The sequence below is a fragment of the Kitasatospora sp. NPDC089509 genome (genome assembly GCF_044749365.1).
In the GTDB taxonomy this organism is placed as follows: domain Bacteria; phylum Actinomycetota; class Actinomycetes; order Streptomycetales; family Streptomycetaceae; genus Kitasatospora.
Genome location: NZ_JBIVHS010000017.1, coordinates 166621 through 190834 on the forward strand (window position 1 = coordinate 166621; position 24214 = coordinate 190834).

A 24214-nucleotide genomic window follows, 5' to 3' on the forward strand; every position below is an offset into this window, starting at 1 on the left:
TCAAGGCGTTCGCAGCAACACAATCCACGGTAGTGGGCACGATGTGTCGACTATCGGGCGGGCTCCTGTCAAGGGATGAGCAGGCCCATGACCCTAACGTTTCTGCGGACGGCCGGGGTCGAGTGAGGCGACCGTCGGAAATTGACGACAGAGCGACCGGACCACCCCGACCACCGTTCACGGGCACGGCGAAGCCCCCGACCCGAACGGATCGGGTCGGGGGCGAACGACCGCCGTGCGGTCAGGGAGTTCAGGCGAGCACGCTCTCCACGGTGACCGACTCCAGGCCGAAGGCCTCGGCGACGGCCGGGAAGGTGATCTGGCCCTCGTGCACGTTCAGGCCCTTGGCGAGGGCCTCGTCACGGCGCAGCGCCTCCTTCCAACCGCGGTTGGCCAGCTCCAGCACGTACGGCATGGTGGCGTTGGTCAGCGCGTAGGTGGAGGTGTTCGGGACGGCGCCCGGCATGTTGGCCACGCAGTAGAAGACCGAGTTGTGGACCGTGAAGGTCGGGTCGTCGTGCGTGGTCGCGTGCGAGTCCTCGAAGCAGCCGCCCTGGTCGATGGCGATGTCGACCAGCACGGAGCCCGGCTTCATCCGGGAGACCAGCTCGTTGGTGACCAGCTTCGGGGCCTTGGCGCCCGGGATCAGCACGGCGCCGATGACCAGGTCGGCCTCCAGGACGGCCTTCTCCAGCTCGAAGGAGTTGGACATGATGGCCTTGATCTTGGTGCCGAAGATGCGGTCGGCCTCGCGCAGCTTGTTGATGTCGCGGTCCAGCAGGGTCACGTCGTAGCCCATGCCGATGGCGATGGTGGCCGCGTGCCAGCCGGAGACGCCACCGCCGATGACGACGGCCTTGGCCGGGTGGGTGCCGGGCACGCCACCGGGCAGCACGCCGCGGCCGCCGGCCGGACGCATCAGGTGGTACGAGCCGACCTGCGGGGCCAGCCGGCCCGCGACCTCGGACATCGGGGCGAGCAGCGGCAGCGCGCCGTTGCCCAGCTGCACGGTCTCGTACGCGATGGCGGTGGTGCCCGAGGCGATCAGCGCGTCGGTGCCGGCCCGGTCGGCCGCCAGGTGCAGGTAGGTGAAGAGGGTCTGGTCCTTCCGCAGCCGGTGGTACTCGGAGGCGATGGGCTCCTTGACCTTGAGCAGCAGGTCGGCGGTGGCCCACACCTCGTCGGCGGTGGGGAGGATGGTGGCGCCGGCGGCCACGTACTCCTCGTTGGGGATCGAGGAGCCGAGACCGGCGTTGTCCTCGATGTAGACCTCGTGTCCGTTGCGGACCAGCTCATGCACGCCGGCGGGCGTGATGGCCACGCGGTACTCGTGGTTCTTGACCTCGCGGGGGATGCCGACCTTCACGACTGAACACGTCCTCTTGCCATGGGGGTCCCGACCGGAGAAGACCGGTGGGCGACGCGCACGTGGGGAAGCCTCCGGACATGCCGGGGCCGGGGATCGCTGCGCGACTGAGTTCGAGTGTAATGAAGCCCAGGCGGCCTGTCAGCCTTCCAAATCGAATAATTTCGCCGGACACATTGGCAGGTTCGTAGGCTTCCGCGGGAACTTACCTGTCATAGGTGTCGTAACCGGGCACTTTCGACGATACCCCCGAAACCGCCCTCACCACCCGCCGTCGACGCGTTCCCGCAGGTCCGCGAGGGCGGTGCCGACGGCCTCCCGGCCCCGTTCGTCGCCGATCCGCCGCAGCACCGCCAGCGCGGCCCGGTACTCCCGGTCGGCCTCCTCGAAACGGCGCTGCGCGGTGTGCGCCTCGGCGACCCGGGCCAGCAGCCGGGCCTCCGCCGCGTGGTCGCCCAGCGACTGCCGCAGACCGAGCGCCCGCCCGTACCAGTCGGCGGCGCGCACCGCGTCGCCGAGCGCCCGGTGGCAGCCCGCCGCGCCCTCCAGGGCCCGGGCGCAGAGCGGCTCGTCGCCGACCGCACGGGCGTGCTCCAGGGCCGTCCGGTAGTGCGCGGCGGCCTGCTCCCAGCGGCCCGCCGCCACCTGGAGGTCGCCCAGGTTGAGCAGGGCGGCCGAGGCCCGACGGGGGCGGCCGTTGCGCTCGGCGACGGTGAGCACCAGCTCGTGCAGCCGGTAGAGGTCGGCCGGGGCGGCCGCACCGGTCAGCGGCAGCGCCCGCAGCAGCGCGGTGACCAGCCGGCCGGCCGAGCCGTCCAGGTCGCCCTGGCCGATCGCGTCGGCCACCGCGCCGAGCAGCAGCTCCCGCTCGCCGAGCAGCCAGTCCCGGGCCTGCTCGGCCGAGCCCAGCCGCAGCGCGGCCGGCAGCGGCTCGGGGCCCGGCCCGGCGGCCGGGTCGAGCAGGGCGCGGGCCGACTCGGTGAGCCGGACCAGCCGTTCCAGCAGCCGGGCCCGGGCGAGTTCGGTCTCGGCCGGCCGGTCCTCCTGCTCCCGCAGCCGGGTCAGCCGGGGGTAGAGCCGCCCCGGCACCCGGTAGCGCGCGGTGCCGTCGGCGGCCGGCGCCTCCACCCCGAGCAGCTCCCGCTCGGCCAGCGCGGCCAGCGTCGCGGCCGCCTCCGGCGCCGGGCAGCCGACCAGGGCGGAGGCGGTGCGCGGGTCGGCGGTCTGCGCCGGGGCCAGGGTGAGGATGCGCAGCATCCGGGCCTGGGCGGCCGGCAGCCCCCGGTACAGCAGGGTGAAGGCGCCCAGCAGCGGGTCGTTGTCGGGGACGGGCACCGGCTCGGCCGGCTCGGGCCCCGGCTTGACCCAGGTCGACGGGTCGCCGGCCGGCTCGGGTGCGGCCACGGGCTCCGCGGCCCCGTCCTCCGCCGTCCGCGGGCCCTCCTTCTGCGCGGGGGCCCCCGCGGCGCCCGGCGGCCGCCCGCCCTTCCCGGCCTTCGCCGCCCTGCCGCCGCCCTTGGCGCCCTTGCCACCCTTGCCGCCCTTGGTGGCCGGGCCGCCCTCGTCACCGTCGTCGACCGCGGCCGGCGACTGCTCCCCCACCACCCGGTTGAGCTCGCGCGCCGCGTCCGTGACCGCGATCTTCGGGTCGGCGCGCAGCCAGCCCGCCATCAGTCGCAGCGTGGCCGGCCGGGCGGCGCAGGCCTCGGCGAGGTCGGCCCCGCCGACCGGGTCGCAGGAGATCCGGGTGCCGCCCACCAGGTCGGCCAGCAGTTCTCCGGAGGCCTGCCGGTCCAGCCCGCCGAGGATCACCGGGTCGATGTCCTCGATCCCGGTGAGCGGCCCGGCCGTGGTCGCGAGCACCAGGCAGCCGGGCTCGTCGGCGAGCAGCGGCCACACCTGCCCGGCGTCCCGCACGTCGTCCAGCACCAGCAGCACCCGCCGCCCCGCCAGCGCCTCGCGCAGTGCCACGCCGCCCGGCTCGTCGCGCCCGTCCTCGACCGTCCCGGGCAGCGGCACGGCGGCCTGCGGGTCGAGCTGCTCCAACAGCAGCCGGGCCGCCCGGCCGGGCGGCACCCGGCCGCCGTCGGGGGCGGAGAGCCGGGCGAACAGCACCCCGTCGGGGTAGTCGGCGGCCACGGTCCGGGCGAACCGGGCGGCCAGCGCGGTGCGGCCCGAACCGGGCCGCCCGGCCAGCACCAGGACCGGGCAGCGCCCGTTCACCCGGCGGGCGGCACCGGCCCGCAGCGCGGCCAGCTCGGCACGCCGGCCGGCGAACAGCGCGGGCCCGGCGGGCAAGCGGTCGAGCCCGGGGACGGCGCCGGCGGGCGCGTCGGGGCCGGGGTCCATCGTCGCCGTCTTCCTCGCCACCCGTGCCACTCCCGACGTCGTCCCGCGCTCAGCGCCCGGCGCAAAAGCGGGCGACCGACGGACGCCCTGTCTGCGAAGCGTAGTTCGACCGTCCGGCTGAGCCGAGGTGACATCCGGTCGTACGAACCGGCAAATCACCCCAAGGAATCAACCGGGTCACGCCTCGAAGGGACGGGCCGGCCACGGCGCGTCCGGGCGGCGCAGCCCCTCCGGACCCTCCGGGGAGGTCAACGCGGCGTGCACGGCGAGGGTGCCGGTGATCAGGGTCGGGTTGTGCAGCCGCCCGGCGTGGATCAGCCGGATCAGCTCGGGCACCGGCACCCAGGCAACCTCGATCTCCTGCTCCTCCCCCTCCGCGAGGTAGCGCTCGCGCCCGGCGTCCGAGAGGTCGGTGGCCAGGAACATCCGCAGCGCCTCGTCGGTGCCGCCCGGGGAGGTGTAGTAGTCGGCGAGGATCCGCCAGGTGTCGGCCTTGCAGTGCGCCTCCTCGTAGAGCTCGCGCTGCGCGGCGTGCCAGGGGTTCTCGCCCGGCACGTCCAGCAGGCCGGCCGGCAGCTCCCAGAGCCGCTGGCGGACGGGGTGGCGGTACTGCCGCAGCACCAGCACCCGCTGCTTGTCGTCCAGGGCGAGCACCGAGACCGAGCCGGGGTGGGTCTGGTAGTCGCGCCGGGCCCAGCTGCCGTCGGGCATCCGGACCTCCTCGCTGCGCACGCCGGTGACCCTGCCCTGGAACGGCGTCGTGCTGCTCCGGACCTCCCACTCCTCGGCCGCGTCGGCGATCGCCAGGTCGCTCTGCTCGTCCATCGCTCTCCCCTTTTCGTCAGTACGACACAATCTAACGCCGAACGGCGGCCCCGCGGGAATCGCGGAGCCGCCGTCCGGTGAACGGGCCGGGCCGAGGAGGCAGGGACTACTCGGACGCGGCCGTCTTGATCTCGATCGCGGCCTTGACCAGGCCCGCGAACAGCGGGTGCGGGCGGGTCGGGCGGGACTTCAGCTCCGGGTGGGCCTGGGTGGCCACCAGGTACGGGTGCACCTCGCGCGGGTACTCGACGTACTCGACCAGGTCGCCCTTGGGCGAGAGGCCGGAGAACTGCAGGCCGGTCTTCTCCAGGTCCGCGCGGTAGGCGTTGTTGACCTCGTAGCGGTGGCGGTGGCGCTCCTCGACGTACTGCTCGCCGCTGTAGACCTCGCGGACGATCGAGCCCTCGGCGAGCTTGGCCGGGTAGAGGCCCAGGCGCATGGTGCCGCCCAGGTCGCCCTTGCCGTCGACGATCGCCAGCTGCTCGGCCATGGTCGAGACGACCGGGTGCTTGGCCGCGGCGTCGAACTCGGTGGAGTTGGCCTCGGGCAGGCCGGCCAGGTTGCGGGCGGCCTCGATGACCACGCACTGCAGGCCCAGGCACAGGCCCAGCAGCGGGACCTTGTTCTCGCGGGCGTAAGTGATGGCGCCGACCTTGCCGTTCACGCCGCGGTCACCGAACCCGCCGGGGATGCAGATCGCGTCGACGTCGCCGAGCTGCGCCTGGGCGCCCTCGGGGGTCTCGCAGTCGTCCGAGGTGACCCACTTGATCTCGACCCGGGCGTTGTTGGCGAAGCCGCCGGCGCGCAGCGCCTCGGTCACCGACAGGTAGGCGTCGGGCAGGTCGATGTACTTGCCGACCAGGGCGACCTTGACGATGTGCTGCGGCTCGTGCACGCGGCGCAGCAGGTCGTCCCAGGTGGTCCAGTCCACGTCGCGGAACGGCAGGTCCAGGCGGCGCACCACGTAGGCGTCCAGGCCCTCGCCGTGCAGCACCTTGGGGATGTCGTAGATCGACTTGGCGTCGATGGCCGCGACCACGGCCTCCTCGTCCACGTCGCACATCATCGAGATCTTGCGCTTGATCGCCTGCGGGACCTCGCGGTCGGCGCGCAGCACGATGGCGTCGGGCTGGATGCCGATGTTGCGCAGCGCGGCGACGGAGTGCTGGGTGGGCTTGGTCTTGAGCTCGCCCGAGGGGCCGATGTACGGCAGCAGGGAGACGTGCACGAAGAAGACGTTGTCCCGGCCGACCTCGTGGCGGACCTGGCGGACGGCCTCCAGGAACGGCAGCGACTCGATGTCGCCGACGGTCCCGCCGACCTCGGTGATCACCACGTCGACGTCCTCGGTCGCCATCCGGCGGATCCGGGACTTGATCTCGTTGGTGATGTGCGGGATGACCTGGACGGTGTCGCCCAGGTACTCGCCGCGGCGCTCCTTGGCGATGACCGTCGAGTACACCTGGCCGGTGGTGACGTTCGCCGAGCCGTGCAGGTTGGTGTCGAGGAAACGCTCGTAGTGACCGATGTCCAGGTCGGTCTCGGCGCCGTCGTCCGTGACGAACACCTCACCGTGCTGGAACGGGTTCATGGTGCCCGGGTCCACGTTGAGGTAGGGGTCGAGCTTCTGCATCGTCACGCGCAGGCCGCGGGCCTTGAGCAGCGCGCCGAGGCTGGAGGCGGTCAACCCCTTGCCGAGCGAAGAGGCGACACCCCCGGTGACGAAGAGGTGCTTGGTCGTCACGGCGCGGCCGTTCGCTGCCTTGCCGGAATGGGGCTGTGCCAAGAGGGGGCTCCCGTGGGTCGCGTGTCGAAGGTGACGTGGGCGGGAGGCTCTCGGGTCGCCGGGCGACGGGAGGCCGGCAGGTGCTCGGCACTCGTGGGGTCGTCGGTTCGGCTGGTCCGGGGCGTTTTATCCCGCCGGTCCACGGGATACCAGGGTAACAGTGACCGGAGCCGGATGCCTTTCGGGCCGCGCAGGGCACTCCGGGGAGCGTGCGCCGGGCGCACCACCGGCGCATCATGCGCCGCACGCGTCACACCGGTCGCACCACCCACCGGACCGGGTCAGCCCGGGTACTCCGACCGGGCCATACCGACCCCTCCGATACGGCCACCCGGAGCTGATCCTTCCGGACCATCCTGCGCCGCGTCCCCGCGATGCACGGCATTTCCGCCGAATTGCGGCGCCACACGGGGCTGCGTCCGCGTGCTTCGCCCCTTTCGTCCGTCGTAAGCTGCACGGACGCATCGCGACAGCACGAGCACGCGGAGGGCGTGGGAGCGTCAGGACACTCCCGGTCCCCGATGCGCGACCGGACCTCCCCGTCAAACAGCTCCTCCCCACCCACCCCCAGGGGCTCGACAGAGCCCCACGCGGACACTCCAGCAAGGCCCGCCACCACCCCCCGGCGGGCCGGACGTCCCGGGGTGAACCTCCGGCCCCGCAGACCGCTCGCTCCCTGGTTCGCCGATGCCCTGACCACATTGCGAACTGGAGATCCACGTGGCCGGCCGTATCGAGGACTACGCACTCATCGGGGACATGCAGACCGCTGCCCTGGTCAGCAGGGACGGGGCGGTGGACTGGCTCTGCCTCCCCCGCTTCGACTCGCCGGCGGTGTTCGCCGGCCTGCTGGGCACCGATGAACACGGCTTCTGGCGGATCGGCCCGGCCGAGGCCGTCGCGACCGAGGTCCCCTCCCCCACCGCCGAGCCCGCCACGGCCGGCCGGCCCCGCCTCGCCGACACCGCCGACCTGCGCGTCCCCCCGCCCACCGCCGCCGCACCCGCCCTGCCCGCCGACCGGCGCCGCTACCGGGGCGACTCACTGATCCTGGAGCAGGAGTGGGACGCCCAGGGCGGGACCGTCCGGGTGATCGACTTCATGCCGCCGCGCCCGCTGGCCGGCCGGGACGCCGTCCCCCAGGTGATCCGGATCGTCGAGGGCGTGGCCGGGACCGTCCGGATGCGCTCGGCACTGCGGATGCGCTTCTCGTACGGCCGGGTCGTCCCCTGGGTGCACCGGGTCGAGCAGGCCGACGGCGGCCACCGCACCGTCGCCGTCGCCGGGCCCGACTCGGTCTGGCTGGACGGCGAGGCCGAGACCTACGGGCGCGACCTCACCACCTACGCCGACTTCACCGTCCGGGCCGGCGAGCGGATCGCCTTCGCCCTCACCTGGCAGGCCTCCCACCTGGAGCCCCCGGACGTCCCGGACGCCGAGGCGATGCTCGACGCCACCGCCGACTTCTGGCACGACTGGGCCGACCAGTGCACCTACCAGGGCCCCTACCGGGAGGCCGTGATCCGCTCGCTGATCACCCTCAAGGGCCTCACCTACGCCCCCACCGGCGGCATCGTCGCCGCCCCCACCACCTCCCTGCCGGAGGACATCGGCGGCGAGCGCAACTGGGACTACCGCTACACCTGGCTGCGCGACGCCGCGATCACCCTCTCCTCGCTGCTGCGCACCGGCTACCGCGAGGAGGCCAAGGCCTGGCGCGAGTGGCTGCTGCGCGCGGTCGCCGGCGACCCGGAGAACCTGCAGATCATGTACGGCATCGCGGGCGAGCGCGAGCTCACCGAGTCCTCGCTGGACTGGCTGCCCGGCTACGAGGGCTCGCTGCCCGTCCGGGTCGGCAACGGCGCCGCCGGACAGCTCCAACTCGACGTCTACGGCGAGGTGGTGGAGGCCCTGCACCTGGCCCACATGACCGGCCTGGTCCGCAACGACCACGCCCACCACCTCCAGCTGCGGCTGATCGAGTACCTGGAGGACCACTGGCAGAACCCGGACGAGGGTATCTGGGAGGTCCGCGGCCCGCGCCGGCACTTCGTCCACTCCAAGGTGATGGCCTGGGTCGCCGTCGACCGCACCATCAAGCTGCTGGAGCAGACCCCCGAGGACGCCCCCTCCGGCGGCCACCTGGAGCGCTGGCGCGAACTGCGCGAGACCATCCACCGGGACGTCTGCGAGAAGGGCTACGACCCGGAGCGCAACACCTTCACCCAGTACTACGGCGGCAAGGAACTGGACGCCTCGCTGCTGCTCATCCCCCAGGTCGGCTTCCTCCCGCCGGACGACAAGCGGGTGATCGGCACCATCGAGGCGATCCAGCGCGAACTGTCCACCGAGGACGGCTTCGTGCTGCGCTACCCGACCCACGACGAGTCCGGCAACAACGTCGACGGCCTGTCCGGCCACGAGGGCGCCTTCCTGGCCTGCTCGTTCTGGCTGGCCGACGACCTCGCCATGATCGGCCGGGTGCAGGAGGCCCGCGAGCTGTTCGACCGGCTGCTGTCGCTGCGCAACGACCTCGGCCTGCTCGCCGAGGAGTGGGACCCGCGGCTCAAGCGCCAGGTCGGCAACTTCCCGCAGGCCTTCAGCCACGTCCCGCTGATCGACACCGCCCTGCGGCTGACCGCCTGCGGCGCCGCCTACCTGTCGGCCCAGCCGGACGGCCCCGCCGCCGACCGGGCCGAGCGCGCGACGGTCTAGGAGAGGGTCCGGGACGGGGCCCGGGCCTGGGCCTGTCCGGCAAGATCCGCCGGTCAGGCCCTAACCGCGCTGCACCAACTCGTCGTAGGTGCTGAGCACCTGGGCGACGGTGGCGGCCTCGTCCGGCCAGGTCTCGGCCTGCTGCCGGCCGGCCGCCGCCAGCCGCTCCCGGCGGGCCGGGTCGGCGAGCAGCCCGCGCACCGCGCGGCCGATCGCCGCCGGATCGCCGGAGGGCACAAGCACGGCGGCGTCACCGACCAGTTCAGGGATGCCGCCGACGGCGGTGGCGACCACCGGCACGCCGGCCCGCATCGCCTCCTGCACCACCAGCGAGCGGGCCTCCCAGCGGCTGGAGACCACCACCAGGTCGGCGGCGGCCAGCAGGTCGGGCACGTCGGTGCGGTAGCCGAGCAGGAGCGCCGGCAGCTTCTCGGCGGCCACCCGCTCGCGCAGCGGGCCCGCCTCCGGACCGTCCCCGGCGAGCAGCAGCAGCGGCTCCGGGTCCAGCCCGGACAGCTCGGCGGTGGCGTCCAGCAGCAGCCCGAAGGCCTTCTGCGGGACGAGCCGGCCGACCGCCAGCACCAGCGGGCGGTCCGGGCCGTCGCCGAGCAGCGCGGCCCGCGCCGCGCCGCGGTCGAGTCGGCCCTCGGGCATCGGCGGGGCCGCCACCGGGCCCAACCGGGCGTCGGTGGCGCCCAGTTCACGGGCCCGGGCGACCAGGTCGGAGGAGGCGCCGAGGACCAGGTCGGCGGCGCGCGCCACCCGGCGCTCCATCAGCCGCTGCAGCCGCCGCTCCATCCCGGTGGCCAGCAGCGCGTGGTGCGAGGTGACCACCAGCGGGGTCTCCGGGCGCAGGCCCGGGAAGCGGCCGGCGGTGCGCAGCGCGAGGTCGGACAGCAGCCCGGCGCGCAGCCCGTGGGCGTGCACCACGTCGGCGCCGGTGAAGGCCCGGCGCAGCTCGCCGATCGCGGTGGCGTCGCTGCGGGCGCCCGCGGTGGGGGTGATGTCGACGGTGTGGAACCGCGCGCCCGTCCGGGAGAAGCCGAACAGCGCGTCCGTACCCGCCGGCGCGCAGACCGTGACGGTCACCCCGTGCGCGACCAGGCCCTGGGCCAGCGAACGCACGTGCGCACCGATGCCGCCGGTGCTGGCGGCCAGGACGAGCACCACGTGCAGCTGCCCCGGTTCCGGGGTGGCCGCGGTGGCCCGGGCGGCGGAATGGTCCACGTCGTCTCGCATCCGACTCGATCGGGTTCGCGCACCGCTTCGCGAGGATTGCCCGCCGGGCGGCGCTCGGGACTGGAAAGCCAGTGTCCAGCGGCCACCATGCCAGGTCGGCGGCCCTCTTGGACAGTCGGCGCCACGGGGGCGCGTCGCCGTCCTGCCGGGGAGGGCCGCCGGTTCCGACTACCGGTGGCGGGGGGCCCGGGCGGCGGCCAGCAGCTCCTCGGCGTGGGCGCGGCCCAGCTCCGAGTCCTCCAGGCCGGCCAGCATCCGGGAGAGTTCGCGCACCCGCTCCTCGTCGTTCAACACCTTGACGCCCGAGCGGGTCACGGTGCCGTCGTTGGTCTTCTCCACCACCAGGTGCCGGTCCGCGAACGCGGCGACCTGCGGAAGGTGGGTGACCACCACGACCTGGGCGGATTCCGCCAGTTTGGCCAGTCGGCGACCGATCTCGACCGCGGCCTTGCCGCCGACGCCCGCGTCCACCTCGTCGAACAGGTAGGTGGGGACGGGGTCGGCGCCCGCGAAGACCACCTCGACGGCGAGCATCACCCGGGACAGCTCACCGCCCGAGGCGCCCTTGGCGATCGGGCGCGGCTGGGCGCCCGGGTGCGGGGCGAGCAGCACCTCGACCTCGTCCACGCCGTGCGGCCCGTACCCGACGGTGCGGCCGTCCAGCTCGATGCCGGCCAGGTCGTCGACCCGGCTGATCGCGAAGGTCACCCGGGCGTGCGGCATGGCGAGTTCGGCGAGCTCGGCGGAGACGGCCTCGGCGAAGCGCCCGGCGGCGGCCTGCCGGGCGGCCGAGACCTCGGCCGCCAGCTCGGCCAACTCGGCCCGCAGTTCGGTCTCCTGGGCGCCGAGCTGGTCGATCCGGTCGTCGTCGCCGTCGAGTTCGGCGAGCCGGGCGGAGCCGGCCTCGGCCCAGGCGATCACCTCGGCGAGGGTGTTCTCCCCGCCGCCGTACTTGCGCAGCAGCTGGGCCAGCACGGCCCGGCGGTCCTCGACGGCGGCCAGCCGGACCGGGTCGGCGTCCAGGTCGTCGGCGTAGCCGGCCAGGTCCCCGGCGACGTCGGCCAGCAGGTAGCCGACCTCGTTCAGCCGGTCGGCGAGCGCGGCGAGGCGCTCGTCGTGGTGGCGCACCGCGTCCAGGGCGCGCCGGGACTGGGCGAGCAGGGTGCCCGCGTCCAGCGCCTCCGGGTCGGCCGGGTCGCCGGCCAGCGCCGCGTGGGCGAGGGTCGCCGCGGAGGACAGCGCGTCGGCGTGCCCGAGCCGCTCGGCCTCGGCGGCCAGCTCGACGTCCTCCCCGGCCACCGGCTCGGCGGCGGCGATCTCGTCCAGGCCGAAGCGCAGCAGGTCGGCCTCCTGGGCGCGCTCGCGGGCCCGGGTGGTCAGCTCCTCCAGGGTGGCCGCGACCTCGCGCAGGGCGCGGTAGGTCTCCCGGTAGCGGGCCAGCGGCTCGGCCACCGCCTCGCCCGCGTAGCGGTCCAGCGCGCCGCGCTGGCGGGCCGGGCGCAGCAGCCGCTGCTGGTCGGTCTGGCCGTGCACGGCGATCAGGTCCTCGCCGAGCTCGGTGAGCAGCCCGACCGGGACGGCCCGCCCGCCGACGTACGCCCGGGACCGGCCCTCGGCGGAGACGGTCCGGCTGACCAGCAGGGCGCCGTCGTCCAGTTCCGCCCCGGCCTCGGCCGCGCGGGCCGCCACCGGGGAGTCCGCGGGCAGTTCCAGCCGGCCCTCCACCACGGCGCGTCCGGCGCCGTGGCGCACCAGGCCGGGGTCGGCGCGTCCGCCGAGCAGCAGGCCGAGGCTGGTCACCACCATGGTCTTGCCGGCGCCGGTCTCCCCGGTCACGGCGGTGAAGCCGGGGGCGAGCTCGACCACCGCGTCGTCGATGACCCCAAGATCCCGTATCCGCATCTCGTCCAACACGGAGACGACCTTACGAGGTTCCGCCCCCGGAGCGCGACGAGCGGCAACGGCGCGCGGCAACTCGATGCCGTCAAGTTCATCCGTTCCGGGAGGTTTGGGCGGCGGTGGGCACGGTGAACCAGGGCAGGAAGAGCTGTACCAGCGGGCCGATGACCAGCGCGTACACCACCGTGCCGACCCCGGCGGTGCCGCCGAGCACGAATCCGACCGCCAGTACGGTGACCTCGATCCCGGTGCGGATCAACCGCAGCGAGCGCCCGGTGCGCCGGTGCAGGGCGGTCATCAGGCCGTCGCGCGGGCCGGGGCCGAGCCGGGCACCGATGTAGAGGCCGGTGGCCAGACCGTTGAGCAGCACCGCGGCGGCCATCAGCGCGATCCGCGCGACCGGGCCGTGCGGGCCGTCGACCAGCCGCAGGGTGAGGTCCATCGCCGCGCCGATCACCAGCACATTGGCGACGGTGCCGACCCCGGGGCGCTGGCGCAGCGGGATCCACAGCAGCAGGACCAGGGCGCCGCAGACGGTCACCCAGGCGCCCACGCTGAGGCCGAACACCCGCTGCAGGCCCTGGTGGAAGACGTCCCAGGGGTCCAGGCCGAGGCCGGAGCGGAGCATCAGCGCCATGCTCGCCCCGTACAGGGCGAGGCCGACGGCGAGCTGCGGGAGCCGGCGGCCCAGCGCGTGGGTGTCGCCGAGGATCCGGACGGCCAGGCCGGGCCGGGGCCCGACGGCGGAGGGCCCGGCGGCGGACGGGACGGCGGCGGTCGTGGGTGCGGTCGTGGTGGCCACTGGTGCTCCTGCGGGTGGTGCTGCACCGCTGGATCGGACCCGGCGGTGGCGGACTCGACGGCCGCACTGTCATGATGAGCGGGCCAATGGAGCCCCCGACAGGGCCAATCCCGAGCAAGTGGACTGCTGAGTGAGCGAAGCGAGCTCACCGTCAAGGAAGTGCGGGTTGCGCGAAGCGCCTGCCGAGCGAAGCGAGGAGGGCGCATCAGCGCCATGGCCGACTGGCACACCACCGTCACCCCGCCCGCACTGGCCCGGCTGCTCGCCACCGCCCGGCTCCCCGAACCGGCCACCACCCGCCGGCCCGCCTACCGCACCCTGGCCGGGCAGATCCGGCTGCTGGTCACCGAGGGCCGCCTGCCGGTCGGCGCCCGGCTCCCCGCCGAACGCGAACTCGCCACCACCCTGGACCTCAGCCGCACCACCGTCGCCACCGCCTACGAGACCCTGCGCGGCGACGGCTACCTGCTCAGCCGCCGCGGCGCCGGCAGCTGGACCGCGCTGCCCGAGGGCGCCCAGCCGCCGGGCGACGCGCTGCACCCCGTCCCGCCGGACGAACAGGGCCGGATCCTGGACCTCGGCGTCGCCGCCCTGCCCGCCCCGCAGCCCTGGCTCGGCCGGGCCGCCGCCCGGGCCGTCGAACTGCTGCCGCACTACGCCGCCGGCCACGGCCACTACCCCACCGGCGTCCCGGTGCTGCGCGAGGCCGTCGCCCGCCGCTACACCGAGCGCGGACTGCCCACCACCCCCGACCAGATCCTGATCACCACCGGCGCGATGGGCGGGCTCCACCTGGTCCAGCGGGTGCTGGTCGGCCGCGGCGACCGGGTCGCCGTCGAGGCCCCCAGCTACGCCCACACGCTCCAGGCACTGCGCCTCACCGGGGCCCGCCTGGTGCCCGTCCCGTACACGTACGCCCCGCAGCCCGTCTGGGACCTGGAGGAGTGGCAGCGGGTGCTGCGCGGGGCCGCCCCCAAGGTCGCGTACGTCATCCCGGACTTCCACAACCCGACCGGCGCGCTGATCGACGAGGAGCAGCGCCGCCGGCTGCTGGCCGCCGCCCGGGCCGTCGGGAGCGTCCTGGTGGTGGACGAGACCACGGCCGAACTCGGCTGGGGCGTACCGGAGTCCACGCCGCTGCCGCGCCCGGTGGCGGCGCTGGACCGGGCCGCCCAGGTGGTCACGGTCGGCTCGGCCGGCAAGCTGTTCTGGGGCGGACTGCGGATCGGCTGGGTGCGGGCCGCGCCCGCGCTGGTCCGGCGGCTGGCCACCGAGCGGGTCTACAGCGACGTCGGCACGCCGGTGCTCGACCAGCTGATCGCCGCCGAGCTGCTGGGCGAGCCGCTGCCGGCCGTCCGCACCCACCAGCTGGACCGACTGCGGGCCTGCGCGCACGCCTTCGCCGCCGCACTACCGCAACGGCTGCCCGACTGGCAGGTCACCCTGCCGCCCGGCGGCCTCGCGCTCTGGGTCGCCACCGGCGGACTGTCCGGTGCGGCGCTGGCCCGGGCCGGGGAGCCCGCCGGGATCCGGATCGCCGCGGGCAACCGGTTCGGCTCGGACGGCGCCTTCGAGCACCACATCCGGATACCGCTCACGGTGCCCGCCGCGGCCGTCCCCGCCGCCGTCGAGCGGCTGGCCGAGCTGGCCGCCCGCGCGACGGCGGGCGGTCGGCTCGGCCCGGCCGACGAGAGCCAGGCACTGGCCGTCTGAGCAGCCCCGACCGACGGACCGCCTGACGGACCGTCAGCAGTCGGTGTTCGAGCGGCCGCGCCAACCCTTCACCGGGAGCGCGAACTTGGCCACCAGCCGGTCGGTGAACGGCGCCCGGTGCAGCCTCGCCAGCCGCACCGGCGTCTGCCCCCGGCGCACCTCCACCCGTGCACCGGCGGGCAGTTCGACCGAACGCCGCCCGTCGCACCAGAGCACCCCGTGCGGGGTCTTGGGCTGCACCTCGACGGCCAGCACCGAGTCCGGAGAGGTCACCAGCGGCCGGGCGAACAGCGCGTGCGCGGAGATCGGCACCATCAACAGCGCCTCCACCTCCGGCCACACCACCGGCCCACCGCCCGAGAAGGCGTACGCGGTCGAACCGGTCGGCGTCGCGCAGACCACCCCGTCGCAGCCGAAGTTGGAGACCGGACGGCCGTCCACCTCGGTCACCACCTCCAGCATCCGTTCCCGGGAGGCCTTCTCGATCGACGCCTCGTTCAACGCCCAGTCCTGGTGCACCACATCGCCGTTGGTCCGGACGATGACGTCGATCGTCATCCGCTCCTCGACCTCGTAGTCGGCGTCCACCACCCGCTCGACCACCACGGCCAGGTCGTCCCGCTCGGCCTCGGCGAGGAAGCCGACCCGGCCGAGGTTGATCCCCAGCATCGGCAGCCCGTGCGAGCGCGCCAGCTCCGCGCCGCGCAGCAGCGTCCCGTCGCCGCCGGCGACCAGGATCAGCTCGCAGCCGTCCGCCGCGCCGGGCCCCTCGGCCACCTTCTCGACCCCGTCCGGCAGGTCGAGGTCCACCGCCTCGGCCTCCAGCAGCCTGATCCGGAGCCCCGCCTTCAGCAGCCCGTGCACCAGGCTCTCGACGCTGCGCAGCGCCGTCTCCCGGCCGGTGTGCGCGATCAGGAAGACCGTACGTTCTTCATCGCTCATGCCGCTGCCCTCTCCCTACGCCCGCCGGGTCGCCCTTGGCCCGGTGCGTCCGCGCCGTCCAGCATGACGGGCCGGACACTCGCAGAGCACCCTATCTGGGCCCTTCCGCCACGGCCCGGTCCGCCTCCGCGGGGTCCAGCTGCGGGGCGTCCCGGCGCATCCAGAGGAAGTACTCGACGTTCCCGGACGGCCCCGGCAGCGGGCTCGCGGTGACCGCCCGCACGCCCAGCCCGAGCTCCCAGGCCTGCCCGGCCACCTGCCGCACCATCTCGGCCCGCAGCTGCGGGCTGCGCACCACCCCGCCGCTGCCGAGGCGCTCCTTGCCGATCTCGAACTGGGGCTTGACCATCAGCACCAGGTCCGCGTCCTCGGCCGCGCAGGCCGCCAGGGCCGGCAGCACCAGGCCCAGCGAGATGAACGACAGGTCGCCGACCACCAGGTCGACGAGGGTGCCGCCGATCGCCTCCGGGGTCAGCTCACGCACGTTGGTGCGGTCCATCACCGTCACCCGCTCGTCGCTCTGCAGCGACCAGGCGAGCTGCCCGTAGCCGACGTCCACCGCCAGCACATGGGCGGCCCCGGACCGCAGCAGCACGTCGGTGAACCCGCCAGTGGACGCGCCCGCGTCCAGCGCCCGGCGGCCCTCGACCACCAGGCCCTGCGGCACGAAGGCCGCGAACGCCCCGGCGAGCTTGTGCCCGCCGCGCGAGACGTAGTCGGGGTCGTTGTCGTCCTTGGCCACCACGACCGCCGCCGCGGTCTCCACCTGGGTGGCCGGCTTGGTCGCGGTGGTGCCGCCGACCGTCACCCGGCCGGCTGCGATCAGCTCGGACGCGTGCTCACGCGACCGGGCCAGCTTGCGGCGGACCAGCTCCGCGTCGAGTCGGCGTCGTGCCACTGCCACTGGTGTTTCAGCTCCTACGGGTCCTGCGGATCATTCCTGGTCGAGCGCGGCCAGCGTGTCGGCGAGCCGCTGGTGAACATCTTCGTACACCGCGACGTGTGCTTCGGCCGGGACCCCGTCCAGACCCTCCAGGCGAGCCAGCCCGGCGTCCACCTCCGGGTGCCCGGTGGGCAGCAGTTCGACGCCGAGCGGCTCGGCCCGCCCGACGGTCACGACCGGCTCCACCGCCGGCGCCGGGCCCGGCTCACTCGTCCCGGACATCGGGCTCCCCGGTGGCGGTGGCCCTGGTGCTGGTGGCCTTGCGGACAGTGGTCTTCTTCGTCGCGGTGCGCTTGGCGGCCGCCGTGGGCTCGGCACCGTTCGGCTTCCGCTGCGCGGTCTTCCGCGCGGACGACTTCTTGGCGACGGTGGTCTTCTTCGCGGCGGCCTTCTTGCCGGTCGCCTTCTCGGTGGCCGGCTTGTCGGTGCCCGCCTTGTCGGTGGCCGCCTTCTTCGGCACGCTCTTCCTCGGCGCGCTCTTCTTCGGCGCGGTCTTCCTCGGCGCGCTCTTCCTCGCCGTCGTCCCGTTCACGGCCGGCTCGACCACCGCCACGGGCGGTACCGGGGAGACCGGGGACACCGGCGGATCGAACTCGACCGGCTCGTCCACCTCCACCCGCTCGGCCACTACCGGCTCGGCCGCCACCCGCTCGTCCTCGAACTCCCAGCCGCGCCCGAACAGGTCACCCGCCCGGGGCGCCGGCACCGGCTCCTCCCCCGGGTACGGCTCCGCCGCGGACCCCGCCACGACCGGCTCCTCCTCGACCTCGCGCAGCTTGCTCTCCAGGTACGCCAGCACCACGCCGACCTTGGTCACCTGGTCGCCGACCTTCTCGAAGGCCTTCTCCACCTCGTTGCGCGCCACCCCGACCGCCAGGTCCACCCCGGCCCGGCCGGCGGTGACCGCCTCCTCCGCCAGGGTCTGCAGCGTCTGCGCCGACGGCGGGAACTGCCCGCCCAGCCGACGCTCGACCTCGGCCACGTCGACGCCGGTCCTCTCCAGGATCGCGGCCGCCGTGTCGACGACCCGCTTGCCGACCTCCTCGACCACCACGGCGGCGGCCGCCACCGCTCCCCGCACCGTCCTCGGCAGCATCCGGGTGCCTCCTCCGCGCCTGCGCGCGCCTCGCTCCGTGGCCCTCGGCACCCGGGCGAATCCGGGCACCCCACTGACGACGCTACCGCCAAAACCCTCCTGAGGTACCGTGGCCCGGCAGTCCGCACCGTAGTGACCTGGGGATGGAGCGAGCGCCATGGCGAACGCCGAGGAGTGCCGCGAGGCACTGGAGCAGCTCAGCCGGAACATGGCGAAATCCACCGGGGACGTCCGCAAGGCCGCCGCCCTCGACCGCTCGCTCAGCTGCCGGATCACCGACCTCGACCTGACCTTCACCGGACAGCTGCGCGACGGCCGGATCCAGGACGTCGTCGCCACCCCCGGCGAACCCACCGAGAAGGCGGCCATCCGGCTCACCATGGCCAGCGACGACCTGCTCGCCCTGGTCGGCGGCCGACTCAACTTCGCCGCCGCCTGGGCCGGCGGCCGGATCCGGCTGGAGGCCGGCTTCCGCGACCTGATGCGGCTGCGCACGCTGCTCTGACGCCGGGTCGCACGTCCGCTCCGGACGGCTGTCCTGAACATCTGTCCTGAACGCCTGTCCTGGACGGCTGTCCTGAACGCCTGACCAGGACAGACGCTCAGGACGTCCGTCCGAGACGGACGTCTCAGAACCCGAGCTCGGCCAGCGCCTTCCGCCCGTCCACCGCGCCGCCGTCCGCGTCCAGCGCCGTCCAGGCCGCCGCACACAGCGCCCGCAGGCCGTCCCAGCGGTCCCCGGCACCGGCCAGCCGCAGCACGCCGCCCTCCGCCACGGCCGTCCAGCCGCCGCAGCCGAAACCGCCGTCCACCGCCGTCACCGCCGGCTGCGGGACCAGCAGACCGCGCAGATCGGCCGCCAGGTACGTCGGCCGGTGCTCGACCGGCGCGGCCAGCAGCTGGGCCGGCGTGGTGACGCCGGTGAACACCAGCAGGCTGTCCACCCCGCCGTTGAACGCGCCCTCGATGTCGGTGTCCAGCCGGTCACCGACCACCAGCGGCCGCCGGGCCCCGGTCCGCAGCACGGTCTCCCGGTGCATCGGCGGCAGCGGCTTCCCCGCCACCTCCGGCTCCACCCCGGCCGCCGCCCGCACCGCCGCCACCAGCGTCCCGTTGCCGGGTGCGATGCCGCGCGCCGTCGGAACCGTCATGTCGGTGTTCGAGGCGACCCACGGCAGCCCGGCGCGCACCGCGTACGCGGCCTCCGCCAGCTGCGGCCAGCCCACCGACGGGTCGAAGCCCTGCACCACCGCGAGCGGCTCCTCGGCCAGCGAACGGACCGCGACCAGCCCGCGCTCGGCCAGCGCCTCCTCCAGCCCCGGACCGCCCACGACCAGCACCTTCGCCCCGGCCGGCACCTTCTCGGCGACCACCCGGGCGGCCGCCTGGGCCGAATTGATCACGTCCGCGGGCTCGGCGGGCACGCCCAGCTCGGTCAGGTGCTCGGCGACCACCCGCGGCGGCCGGGAGGCGTTGTTGGTCACGTACGCGAGCCGCATCCCGGCGGTACGGGCCGCCGCCAGCGAGTCCACCGCGTGCTCGATCGCGTGCGGGCCGGCGTAGACCACGCCGTCCAGGTCGAGCAGTGCGGTGTCGTAGGCCTCGGTCAGCGGGCGCTCGCTGCCGCCGGGGGCGGTCCGTCGCGCGGGGGCGGTCGTGTCGGTCATGGGTGCCCTACCTCATTCACTGCTGGTCCGTCTGCTCGTCCTTGCCCGCCCGCTCAGACGTCGTCGTTGACGCCCTCGGGCTCTCCCCCGCACTGCCCCGGCAGGGCCGTCCCCGGTTCACGGTCCGGGTCCTGCCGGCCGGCCGGCACCCCCGGCAGCAGCGGGCCGTACGCCCCGGCCCGGGCCGCCAGGGTCGCCCGGGTCTGCCGCAGCGCCGCCCGGTAGTGGTCGGTCTCCGGCCGCATGGCCACGGCCAGCGCCAGGTGTTCGGCGGACGTCTCGAAGTCGCCCAGCCGGGCCGCCGCGACGCCCCACCCGAACTGAGCGTAGTCGTCCGAGGGGTCGGCCAGCGCCACGGCCCGGAAGTTCTCCAGCGCCGCCGCGTACGAACCGGCGTCGAACTGCGCCCGGGCCAGCGCCTCCCGGATGCTGCGCGAGTGCGGCTCGGCCTCCGCCGCCCTGGCCAGCAGTTGTTCGGCCGCCGCCGGATGCCCCTGGGCGAGCAGCTGCGCACCCCGGCGGAACCAGTCGTAGACGTCCCCGGTGGGCTCCCCGGGCCGCCCCTGGGCCGGGACGGCCCCCGGGGGCAGCTGCCCACCCGGTGCACCGCCGTCCAGCCGTTCCTGCCCGTCCTCCATGCCGTCCCTCGCCCTCGGTCGCACACCCGTCCGGCGATATTCGGACGGGCATTCCGATCTCTCAACAACGCGTACCCGGTTACGATGCCCAGAATGAGCACACCCAGTGCAGAAGACGGAGTCGAGACTCCCGTGGGCGGCCCCGGTGATCCCGGACACGTCGCCACCGCAGGCCTGTCCCTGTCCCCCTTCCGTGGCCTGCGCTACGTCCCCGACCGGGTCGGCGCACTGGCCGCGGTGATGTCCCCGCCCTACGACGTCGTCGACCCCGGACGCCGGCTCGACCTGGAGACCGCCGACCCGCACAACGTGGTCCGGCTGATCCTGCCCCGGCCCGAGCCCGAGGACGCCGGCGACCGCCCGGACCGGGACACCAAGTACCGGCACGCCGCCCGGCTGCTGACCGCCTGGCAGCGCGAGGGCATCCTCGCCGCCGACCCGGAGCCGGCGATCTACGTCTACGAGCAGCGCGTGCCCGGCACCGCCGACGCACCCGAACTGCTCCAGCGCGGGCTGATCGGCGCCCTCGCGGTGAGCGGCCCCGAGGCCGGCGTGGTCCTCCCGCACGAGGACGTGATGCCCCGGCCGGTCGCCGACCGGGTCGGGCTGATGCGCACCACCCGGGCCAACCTGGAACCGCTGCTGCTCACCTACCGGGGCAACGGCGGCGCCTCCGGCGTCATCGAGCGGACCGTCCGGGCCGAGCCGCTGCTCTCCACCGCCACCAGCGACGGCACCCACCACCGGCTGTGGGCCGTCACCGACCCGGCCGACCTCGCCGAGATCAGCCGCGACCTGGCCACCTGCCGGGCCCTGATCGCCGACGGGCACCACCGCTGGGAGATGTACCTGCGGCTCCAGCGCGAACACCGCCACCTGCCGCGCAGCCCGTGGGACCGCGGCATGGTGCTGCTGGTGGACACCGCCCGCTACCCGCTGCGGGTCCGGGCCATCCACCGGGTGCTGTACCGGCTGCCGGTCGCCGAGGCGCTGGAGAAGCTCGGCGACCAGTGGAAGGTCAAGGAGGTCCCCGGCCCGCTGCCCGCCGCGCTCCAGGCCCTCGCCGAGCAGAAGCGGCACGGCGGCAACGGCTTCGTCCTCACCGGCGGCGACGGCGTCTTCTGGCTGCTCGGCGAGCCCGACGAGGCCCTGCTGGACGCGACCGTCCCGCACGACCGGCCCGAGGAGTGGCGCCACCTGGACGCCACCGTGCTGCACGCCACCCTGCTGGACCGCACCTGGCACGTCCCCGACGGCCCCGACGACATCGGCTACCTGCACACCGCCGTGGCCGCCGAGCGCGAGGCCGCCCGCAGCGGCGGCACCGCCGTCCTGCTGCACCCGGTCCGGGAGAGCGTGGTGCGCCGACTGGCCGAACAGGGCGTCACCATGCCGCGCAAGTCCACCTCGTTCGGGCCGAAACCGGCCACCGGTCTGGTGCTGCGCAGCCTTCCGCTGGGGTAGTCGGGCCCCGGACGCCGTGAGGCCCTGCCGAAGACCCCCTCAGGGGTTCGGCAGGGCCTCACGGCGTTTCAGGACGCTCAGCCGCGGGCGTCGCCCTCGGCCTCGACCTTGTCGGCCTTCTCGGCCTTCTCGGTCACGTCGGCGCGACCGGCCTCGGGGGCCTCGGCACGCTCGGGCACCACGCCGTCGAACTCCTCGTCGATCTCGAGGTCGTCCTCGTCGTAGTACTCCTCGACGTCCTCCTCGTCCTCGAAGATCACGCGGTCCTCGGAGTTGTCGGCGCCGCGCTTCTTCGCCGGGGCCTCGTCCTGCTCGGCATCGTCCTCGGCCAGCTCCGGGTCGAGGACGTCGATGAACTCCACGCCGTCGATCTCGGCCAGGCGCTCCGAGGCGTTGGTCGTGCCGTCGGTGTCGGCCTCGGCCGCCTTGGCGAACCAGTCACGGGCCTCGTCGCCACGGCCGGCCGCGATCAGCGCCTCGGCGTAGGCGTAGCGCAGGCGCGCGGTCCACGGGTGCACGGCGCTGGAGGCCAGCTCCGGGCTCTGCAGGGTGACGACGGCCGCGTCGAACTGCTCCATGTCGCCACGGGCACCGGCCGCGACCAGACGCATCTCGACCTGACCGGCCTTGTCCAGCTGCTTCACCTCGGGCTCACCGGCCATCGCCAGCGCCCGCTCCGGGCGGCCCAGACCGCGCTCGCAGTCGGCCATCACGGGCCACAGGTCCGCACGGCCGGTCATCCGACGGGCGGCACGGAACTCGGTCAGCGCCTCGGAGTAGCGCTGCGTGATGTACGAGGCGAAGCCGGCCGCCTCGCGGACGGCGGCCACGCGGGAGGCCAGCCGCAGCGCGACACGCGAGTAGTGGTAGGCCTCCTCCGGCTCGGTGTCGAGCAGTCGGGCCACCATCACCAGGTTGCGGGCGACGTCGTCCGCGAGGGTCTTGGGCAGGCTCTTGAGCTCCTGGCGCACGTCCGCGTCCAGCTCGAAGCCGGTGACGTCCTCCGGGATCGGCAGGCGCTTGACGGGCTCGTAGTTGCCACGGCGGTCGTCGTAGTCCCGACGGCCACGGTCGCCGCCGCGGTCGTCACGGTCGCGGTACGACGGACGGTCGTCGCGACGGAAGCCACCGCGCTCGCCGCCACGGTCGTCACGGCGGAAGCCACCGCCCTGCGGACGGTCATCGCGGCGGAAGCCGCCACGGTCGCCACCGCGGTCGCCGCGGTCGCGGTTGAAGCCGCCGGAGGGACGGTCGTCACGGCGGAAGCCACCGCGGTCGCCACCGCGGTCATCGCGGTCGCGGTTGAAGCCCTGCGGGCGGTCATCGCGGCGGAAGCCGCCACGGTCGCCACCGCGGTCGTCACGGTCGCGGTTGAAGCCGCCGGAGGGACGGTCGTCCCGACGGAAACCGCCACCCTGCGGACGGTCATCGCGACGGAAGCCGCCACGGTCGCCACCGCGGTCATCGCGGTCGCGGTTGAACCCGCCCTGCGGACGGTCGTCACGGCGGAAGCCACCGCGGTCGCCACCGCGGTCGTCACGGTTGAAGCCACCGGTGGGACGGTCGTCCCGACGGAAACCGCCACCCTGCGGGCGGTCGTCACGGCGGAAGCCGCCACGGTCGCCACCGCGGTCATCGCGGTTGAAGCCGCCGGAGGGACGGTCGTCCCGACGGAAGCCACCACCCTGCGGACGGTCGTCACGGCGGAAGCCGCCACGGTCGTCGCGGTCGCGGTTGAACCCGCCCTGCGGACGGTCGTCGCGACGGAAGCCGCCACGGTCGTCACGGTCGCGGTTGAACCCGCCGGAGGGACGGTCGTCCCGACGGAAACCGCCACCCTGCGGACGGTCGTCACGGCGGAAGCCGCCACGGTCGCCACCGCGGTCATCGCGGTTGAAGCCACCGGAGGGACGGTCGTCCCGACGGAAGCCACCACCCTGCGGACGGTCATCGCGACGGAAGCCGCCACGGTCGTCGCGGTCGCGGTTGAACCCGCCCTGCGGGCGGTCGTCACGGCGGAAACCACCGCGGTCGCCACCACGGTCGTCACGGTCGCGGTTGAACCCGCCGGAGGGACGGTCGTCCCGACGGAAGCCACCACCCTGCGGACGGTCATCGCGACGGAAACCACCGCGCTCGCCGCCACGGTCGTCACGGCGGAAGCCGCCACGGTCGCCACCGCGGTCGTCACGGTTGAAGCCACCGGAGGGACGGTCGTCCCGACGGAAGCCACCACCCTGCGGACGGTCATCGCGACGGAAACCACCGCGGTCACCGCCACGGTCGTCACGGTCGCGGTAGGACGGACGGTCGTCACGACGCGGACGGTCATCACGATCGTCACGACGGGAACCGCCACGGTCGTTGGACCAGCCCCCACGGGACCGGGGCTCGTAGCCTCGGCCGTCGTCCGATCGACGCTCGGGACGGCCCTCGGGCTGGTTCGACATCCTGGTGACTCCTTCTGCTGCTTCAGCTCCACCGCGGACCGAGCAACACCAGTGCCGTCACGCGGTATCGGCGCCGGCCTCCTGGCCGCGCACCATCTCCATTGTCCGGCATGTCGGAAGCGTCCGCGCCTGGGCGGAAGTCCCGGCCTGCCGGCCTCGTACAAGTTCGCAAAACACAAAAAGGCCGCGGCCCCCGCGAATCGCTGGGGCCGCGGCCTTGAATAATTGTTCGGCGGCGTCCTACTCTCCCACAGGGTCCCCCCTGCAGTACCATCCGCGGAGTGTGGGGTATCTTACGGGGTGGGTAAGTTAACCGGCGT

At 74.3% G+C, this 24214-nt stretch carries 18 protein-coding genes and 1 pseudogene; 4 read left to right on the forward strand and 15 right to left on the reverse strand.

What is annotated here, in order from left to right; all coding sequences use genetic code 11:
* Nucleotides 1-250 precede the first annotated feature (250 nt).
* The 4 genes from ald to ACIP4P_RS30090 form a co-directional block, all read right to left on the reverse strand.
* Nucleotides 251-1366, reverse strand: a complete 1116-nt coding sequence (ald, locus tag ACIP4P_RS30075) for an alanine dehydrogenase (protein WP_400923799.1) — start codon at nt 1364-1366, stop codon at nt 251-253.
* 261 nt (nt 1367-1627) lie between these two features.
* Entirely contained in the window at nt 1628-3736 is a 2109-nt protein-coding gene (locus ACIP4P_RS30080; RefSeq protein WP_400923801.1) for a tetratricopeptide repeat protein, read from the reverse strand.
* A gap of 156 nt (nt 3737-3892) precedes the next feature.
* Entirely contained in the window at nt 3893-4540 is a 648-nt protein-coding gene (locus tag ACIP4P_RS30085) for an NUDIX domain-containing protein (protein ID WP_400923803.1), read from the reverse strand.
* Between the two features lie 106 nt (nt 4541-4646).
* Nucleotides 4647-6326, reverse strand: coding sequence for a CTP synthase (locus ACIP4P_RS30090; protein WP_400923805.1), 1680 nt, complete (start codon nt 6324-6326; stop codon nt 4647-4649).
* Nucleotides 6327-7046: 720 nt separating this feature from the next.
* Here ACIP4P_RS30090 and ACIP4P_RS30095 point away from each other — a divergent pair.
* Entirely contained in the window at nt 7047-9041 is a 1995-nt protein-coding gene (locus ACIP4P_RS30095) for a glycoside hydrolase family 15 protein (RefSeq protein ID WP_400923807.1), read from the forward strand.
* A gap of 60 nt (nt 9042-9101) precedes the next feature.
* Here the strand turns inward: ACIP4P_RS30095 and ACIP4P_RS30100 are convergent, their stop codons facing one another.
* The 3 genes from ACIP4P_RS30100 to ACIP4P_RS30110 all read right to left on the reverse strand — a co-directional run bounded on the left by ACIP4P_RS30100 (nt 9102) and on the right by ACIP4P_RS30110 (nt 12903).
* Nucleotides 9102-10280 (reverse strand): glycosyltransferase family 4 protein, encoded by a 1179-nt coding sequence (locus ACIP4P_RS30100; RefSeq protein ID WP_400923809.1) that lies wholly within the window; start codon nt 10278-10280, stop codon nt 9102-9104.
* 168 nt (nt 10281-10448) lie between these two features.
* Nucleotides 10449-12182, reverse strand: a complete 1734-nt coding sequence (gene recN / locus ACIP4P_RS30105; RefSeq protein WP_350516327.1) for a DNA repair protein RecN — start codon at nt 12180-12182, stop codon at nt 10449-10451.
* 88 nt (nt 12183-12270) lie between these two features.
* The gene (locus tag ACIP4P_RS30110) at nt 12271-12903 is read right to left on the reverse strand and encodes a YitT family protein (RefSeq protein ID WP_400923834.1); all 633 of its coding nucleotides are present in this window, start codon (nt 12901-12903) and stop codon (nt 12271-12273) included.
* A gap of 291 nt (nt 12904-13194) precedes the next feature.
* Here ACIP4P_RS30110 and ACIP4P_RS30115 point away from each other — a divergent pair, with 291 nt between their 5' ends.
* Nucleotides 13195-14694 (forward strand): PLP-dependent aminotransferase family protein, encoded by a 1500-nt coding sequence (locus ACIP4P_RS30115; protein ID WP_400923811.1) that lies wholly within the window; start codon nt 13195-13197, stop codon nt 14692-14694.
* Between the two features lie 33 nt (nt 14695-14727).
* Here the strand turns inward: ACIP4P_RS30115 and ACIP4P_RS30120 are convergent, their stop codons facing one another.
* The 4 genes from ACIP4P_RS30120 to ACIP4P_RS30135 all read right to left on the reverse strand — a co-directional run bounded on the left by ACIP4P_RS30120 (nt 14728) and on the right by ACIP4P_RS30135 (nt 17675).
* On the reverse strand, nt 14728-15636 hold the full coding sequence (locus ACIP4P_RS30120; RefSeq protein ID WP_350516314.1) for an NAD kinase: 909 nt from the start codon (nt 15634-15636) through the stop codon (nt 14728-14730).
* A gap of 91 nt (nt 15637-15727) precedes the next feature.
* The gene (locus ACIP4P_RS30125) at nt 15728-16534 is read right to left on the reverse strand and encodes a TlyA family RNA methyltransferase (protein ID WP_350516329.1); all 807 of its coding nucleotides are present in this window, start codon (nt 16532-16534) and stop codon (nt 15728-15730) included.
* Between the two features lie 36 nt (nt 16535-16570).
* Complete coding sequence (locus tag ACIP4P_RS30130; RefSeq protein WP_400923814.1) at nt 16571-16801, reverse strand: hypothetical protein; 231 nt, start codon at nt 16799-16801, stop codon at nt 16571-16573.
* Nucleotides 16785-17675, reverse strand: a complete 891-nt coding sequence (locus ACIP4P_RS30135; RefSeq protein ID WP_400923816.1) for a hypothetical protein — start codon at nt 17673-17675, stop codon at nt 16785-16787. The genes ACIP4P_RS30130 and ACIP4P_RS30135 overlap by 17 nt, the downstream gene beginning before the upstream one ends.
* 157 nt (nt 17676-17832) lie before the next feature.
* On the opposite strand from ACIP4P_RS30135, the gene ACIP4P_RS30140 reads away from it, so the two are divergent.
* The gene (locus tag ACIP4P_RS30140) at nt 17833-18180 is read left to right on the forward strand and encodes an SCP2 sterol-binding domain-containing protein (RefSeq protein ID WP_350516317.1); all 348 of its coding nucleotides are present in this window, start codon (nt 17833-17835) and stop codon (nt 18178-18180) included.
* A 124-nt stretch (nt 18181-18304) separates the two neighbouring features.
* Here ACIP4P_RS30140 and ACIP4P_RS30145 read toward each other — a convergent pair whose 3' ends face one another.
* Entirely contained in the window at nt 18305-19342 is a 1038-nt protein-coding gene (locus tag ACIP4P_RS30145; protein WP_400923819.1) for an HAD-IIA family hydrolase, read from the reverse strand.
* Nucleotides 19343-19395: 53 nt separating this feature from the next.
* The gene (locus ACIP4P_RS30150) at nt 19396-19980 is read right to left on the reverse strand and encodes a tetratricopeptide repeat protein (protein ID WP_400923821.1); all 585 of its coding nucleotides are present in this window, start codon (nt 19978-19980) and stop codon (nt 19396-19398) included.
* A 93-nt stretch (nt 19981-20073) separates the two neighbouring features.
* On the opposite strand from ACIP4P_RS30150, the gene ACIP4P_RS30155 reads away from it, so the two are divergent.
* A complete protein-coding gene (locus ACIP4P_RS30155; RefSeq protein ID WP_400923823.1) occupies nt 20074-21444 on the forward strand; it encodes a DUF1015 family protein in 1371 nt (456 codons plus the stop codon).
* 77 nt (nt 21445-21521) lie between these two features.
* Here ACIP4P_RS30155 and ACIP4P_RS30160 read toward each other — a convergent pair whose 3' ends face one another.
* A complete protein-coding gene (locus tag ACIP4P_RS30160; RefSeq protein ID WP_400923837.1) occupies nt 21522-22415 on the reverse strand; it encodes a tetratricopeptide repeat protein in 894 nt (297 codons plus the stop codon).
* Nucleotides 22416-22688: 273 nt separating this feature from the next.
* Nucleotides 22689-23771: pseudogene (locus tag ACIP4P_RS30165) on the reverse strand (hypothetical protein); the annotation flags it as partial.
* Between the last annotated feature and the right edge of the window lie 443 nt (nt 23772-24214).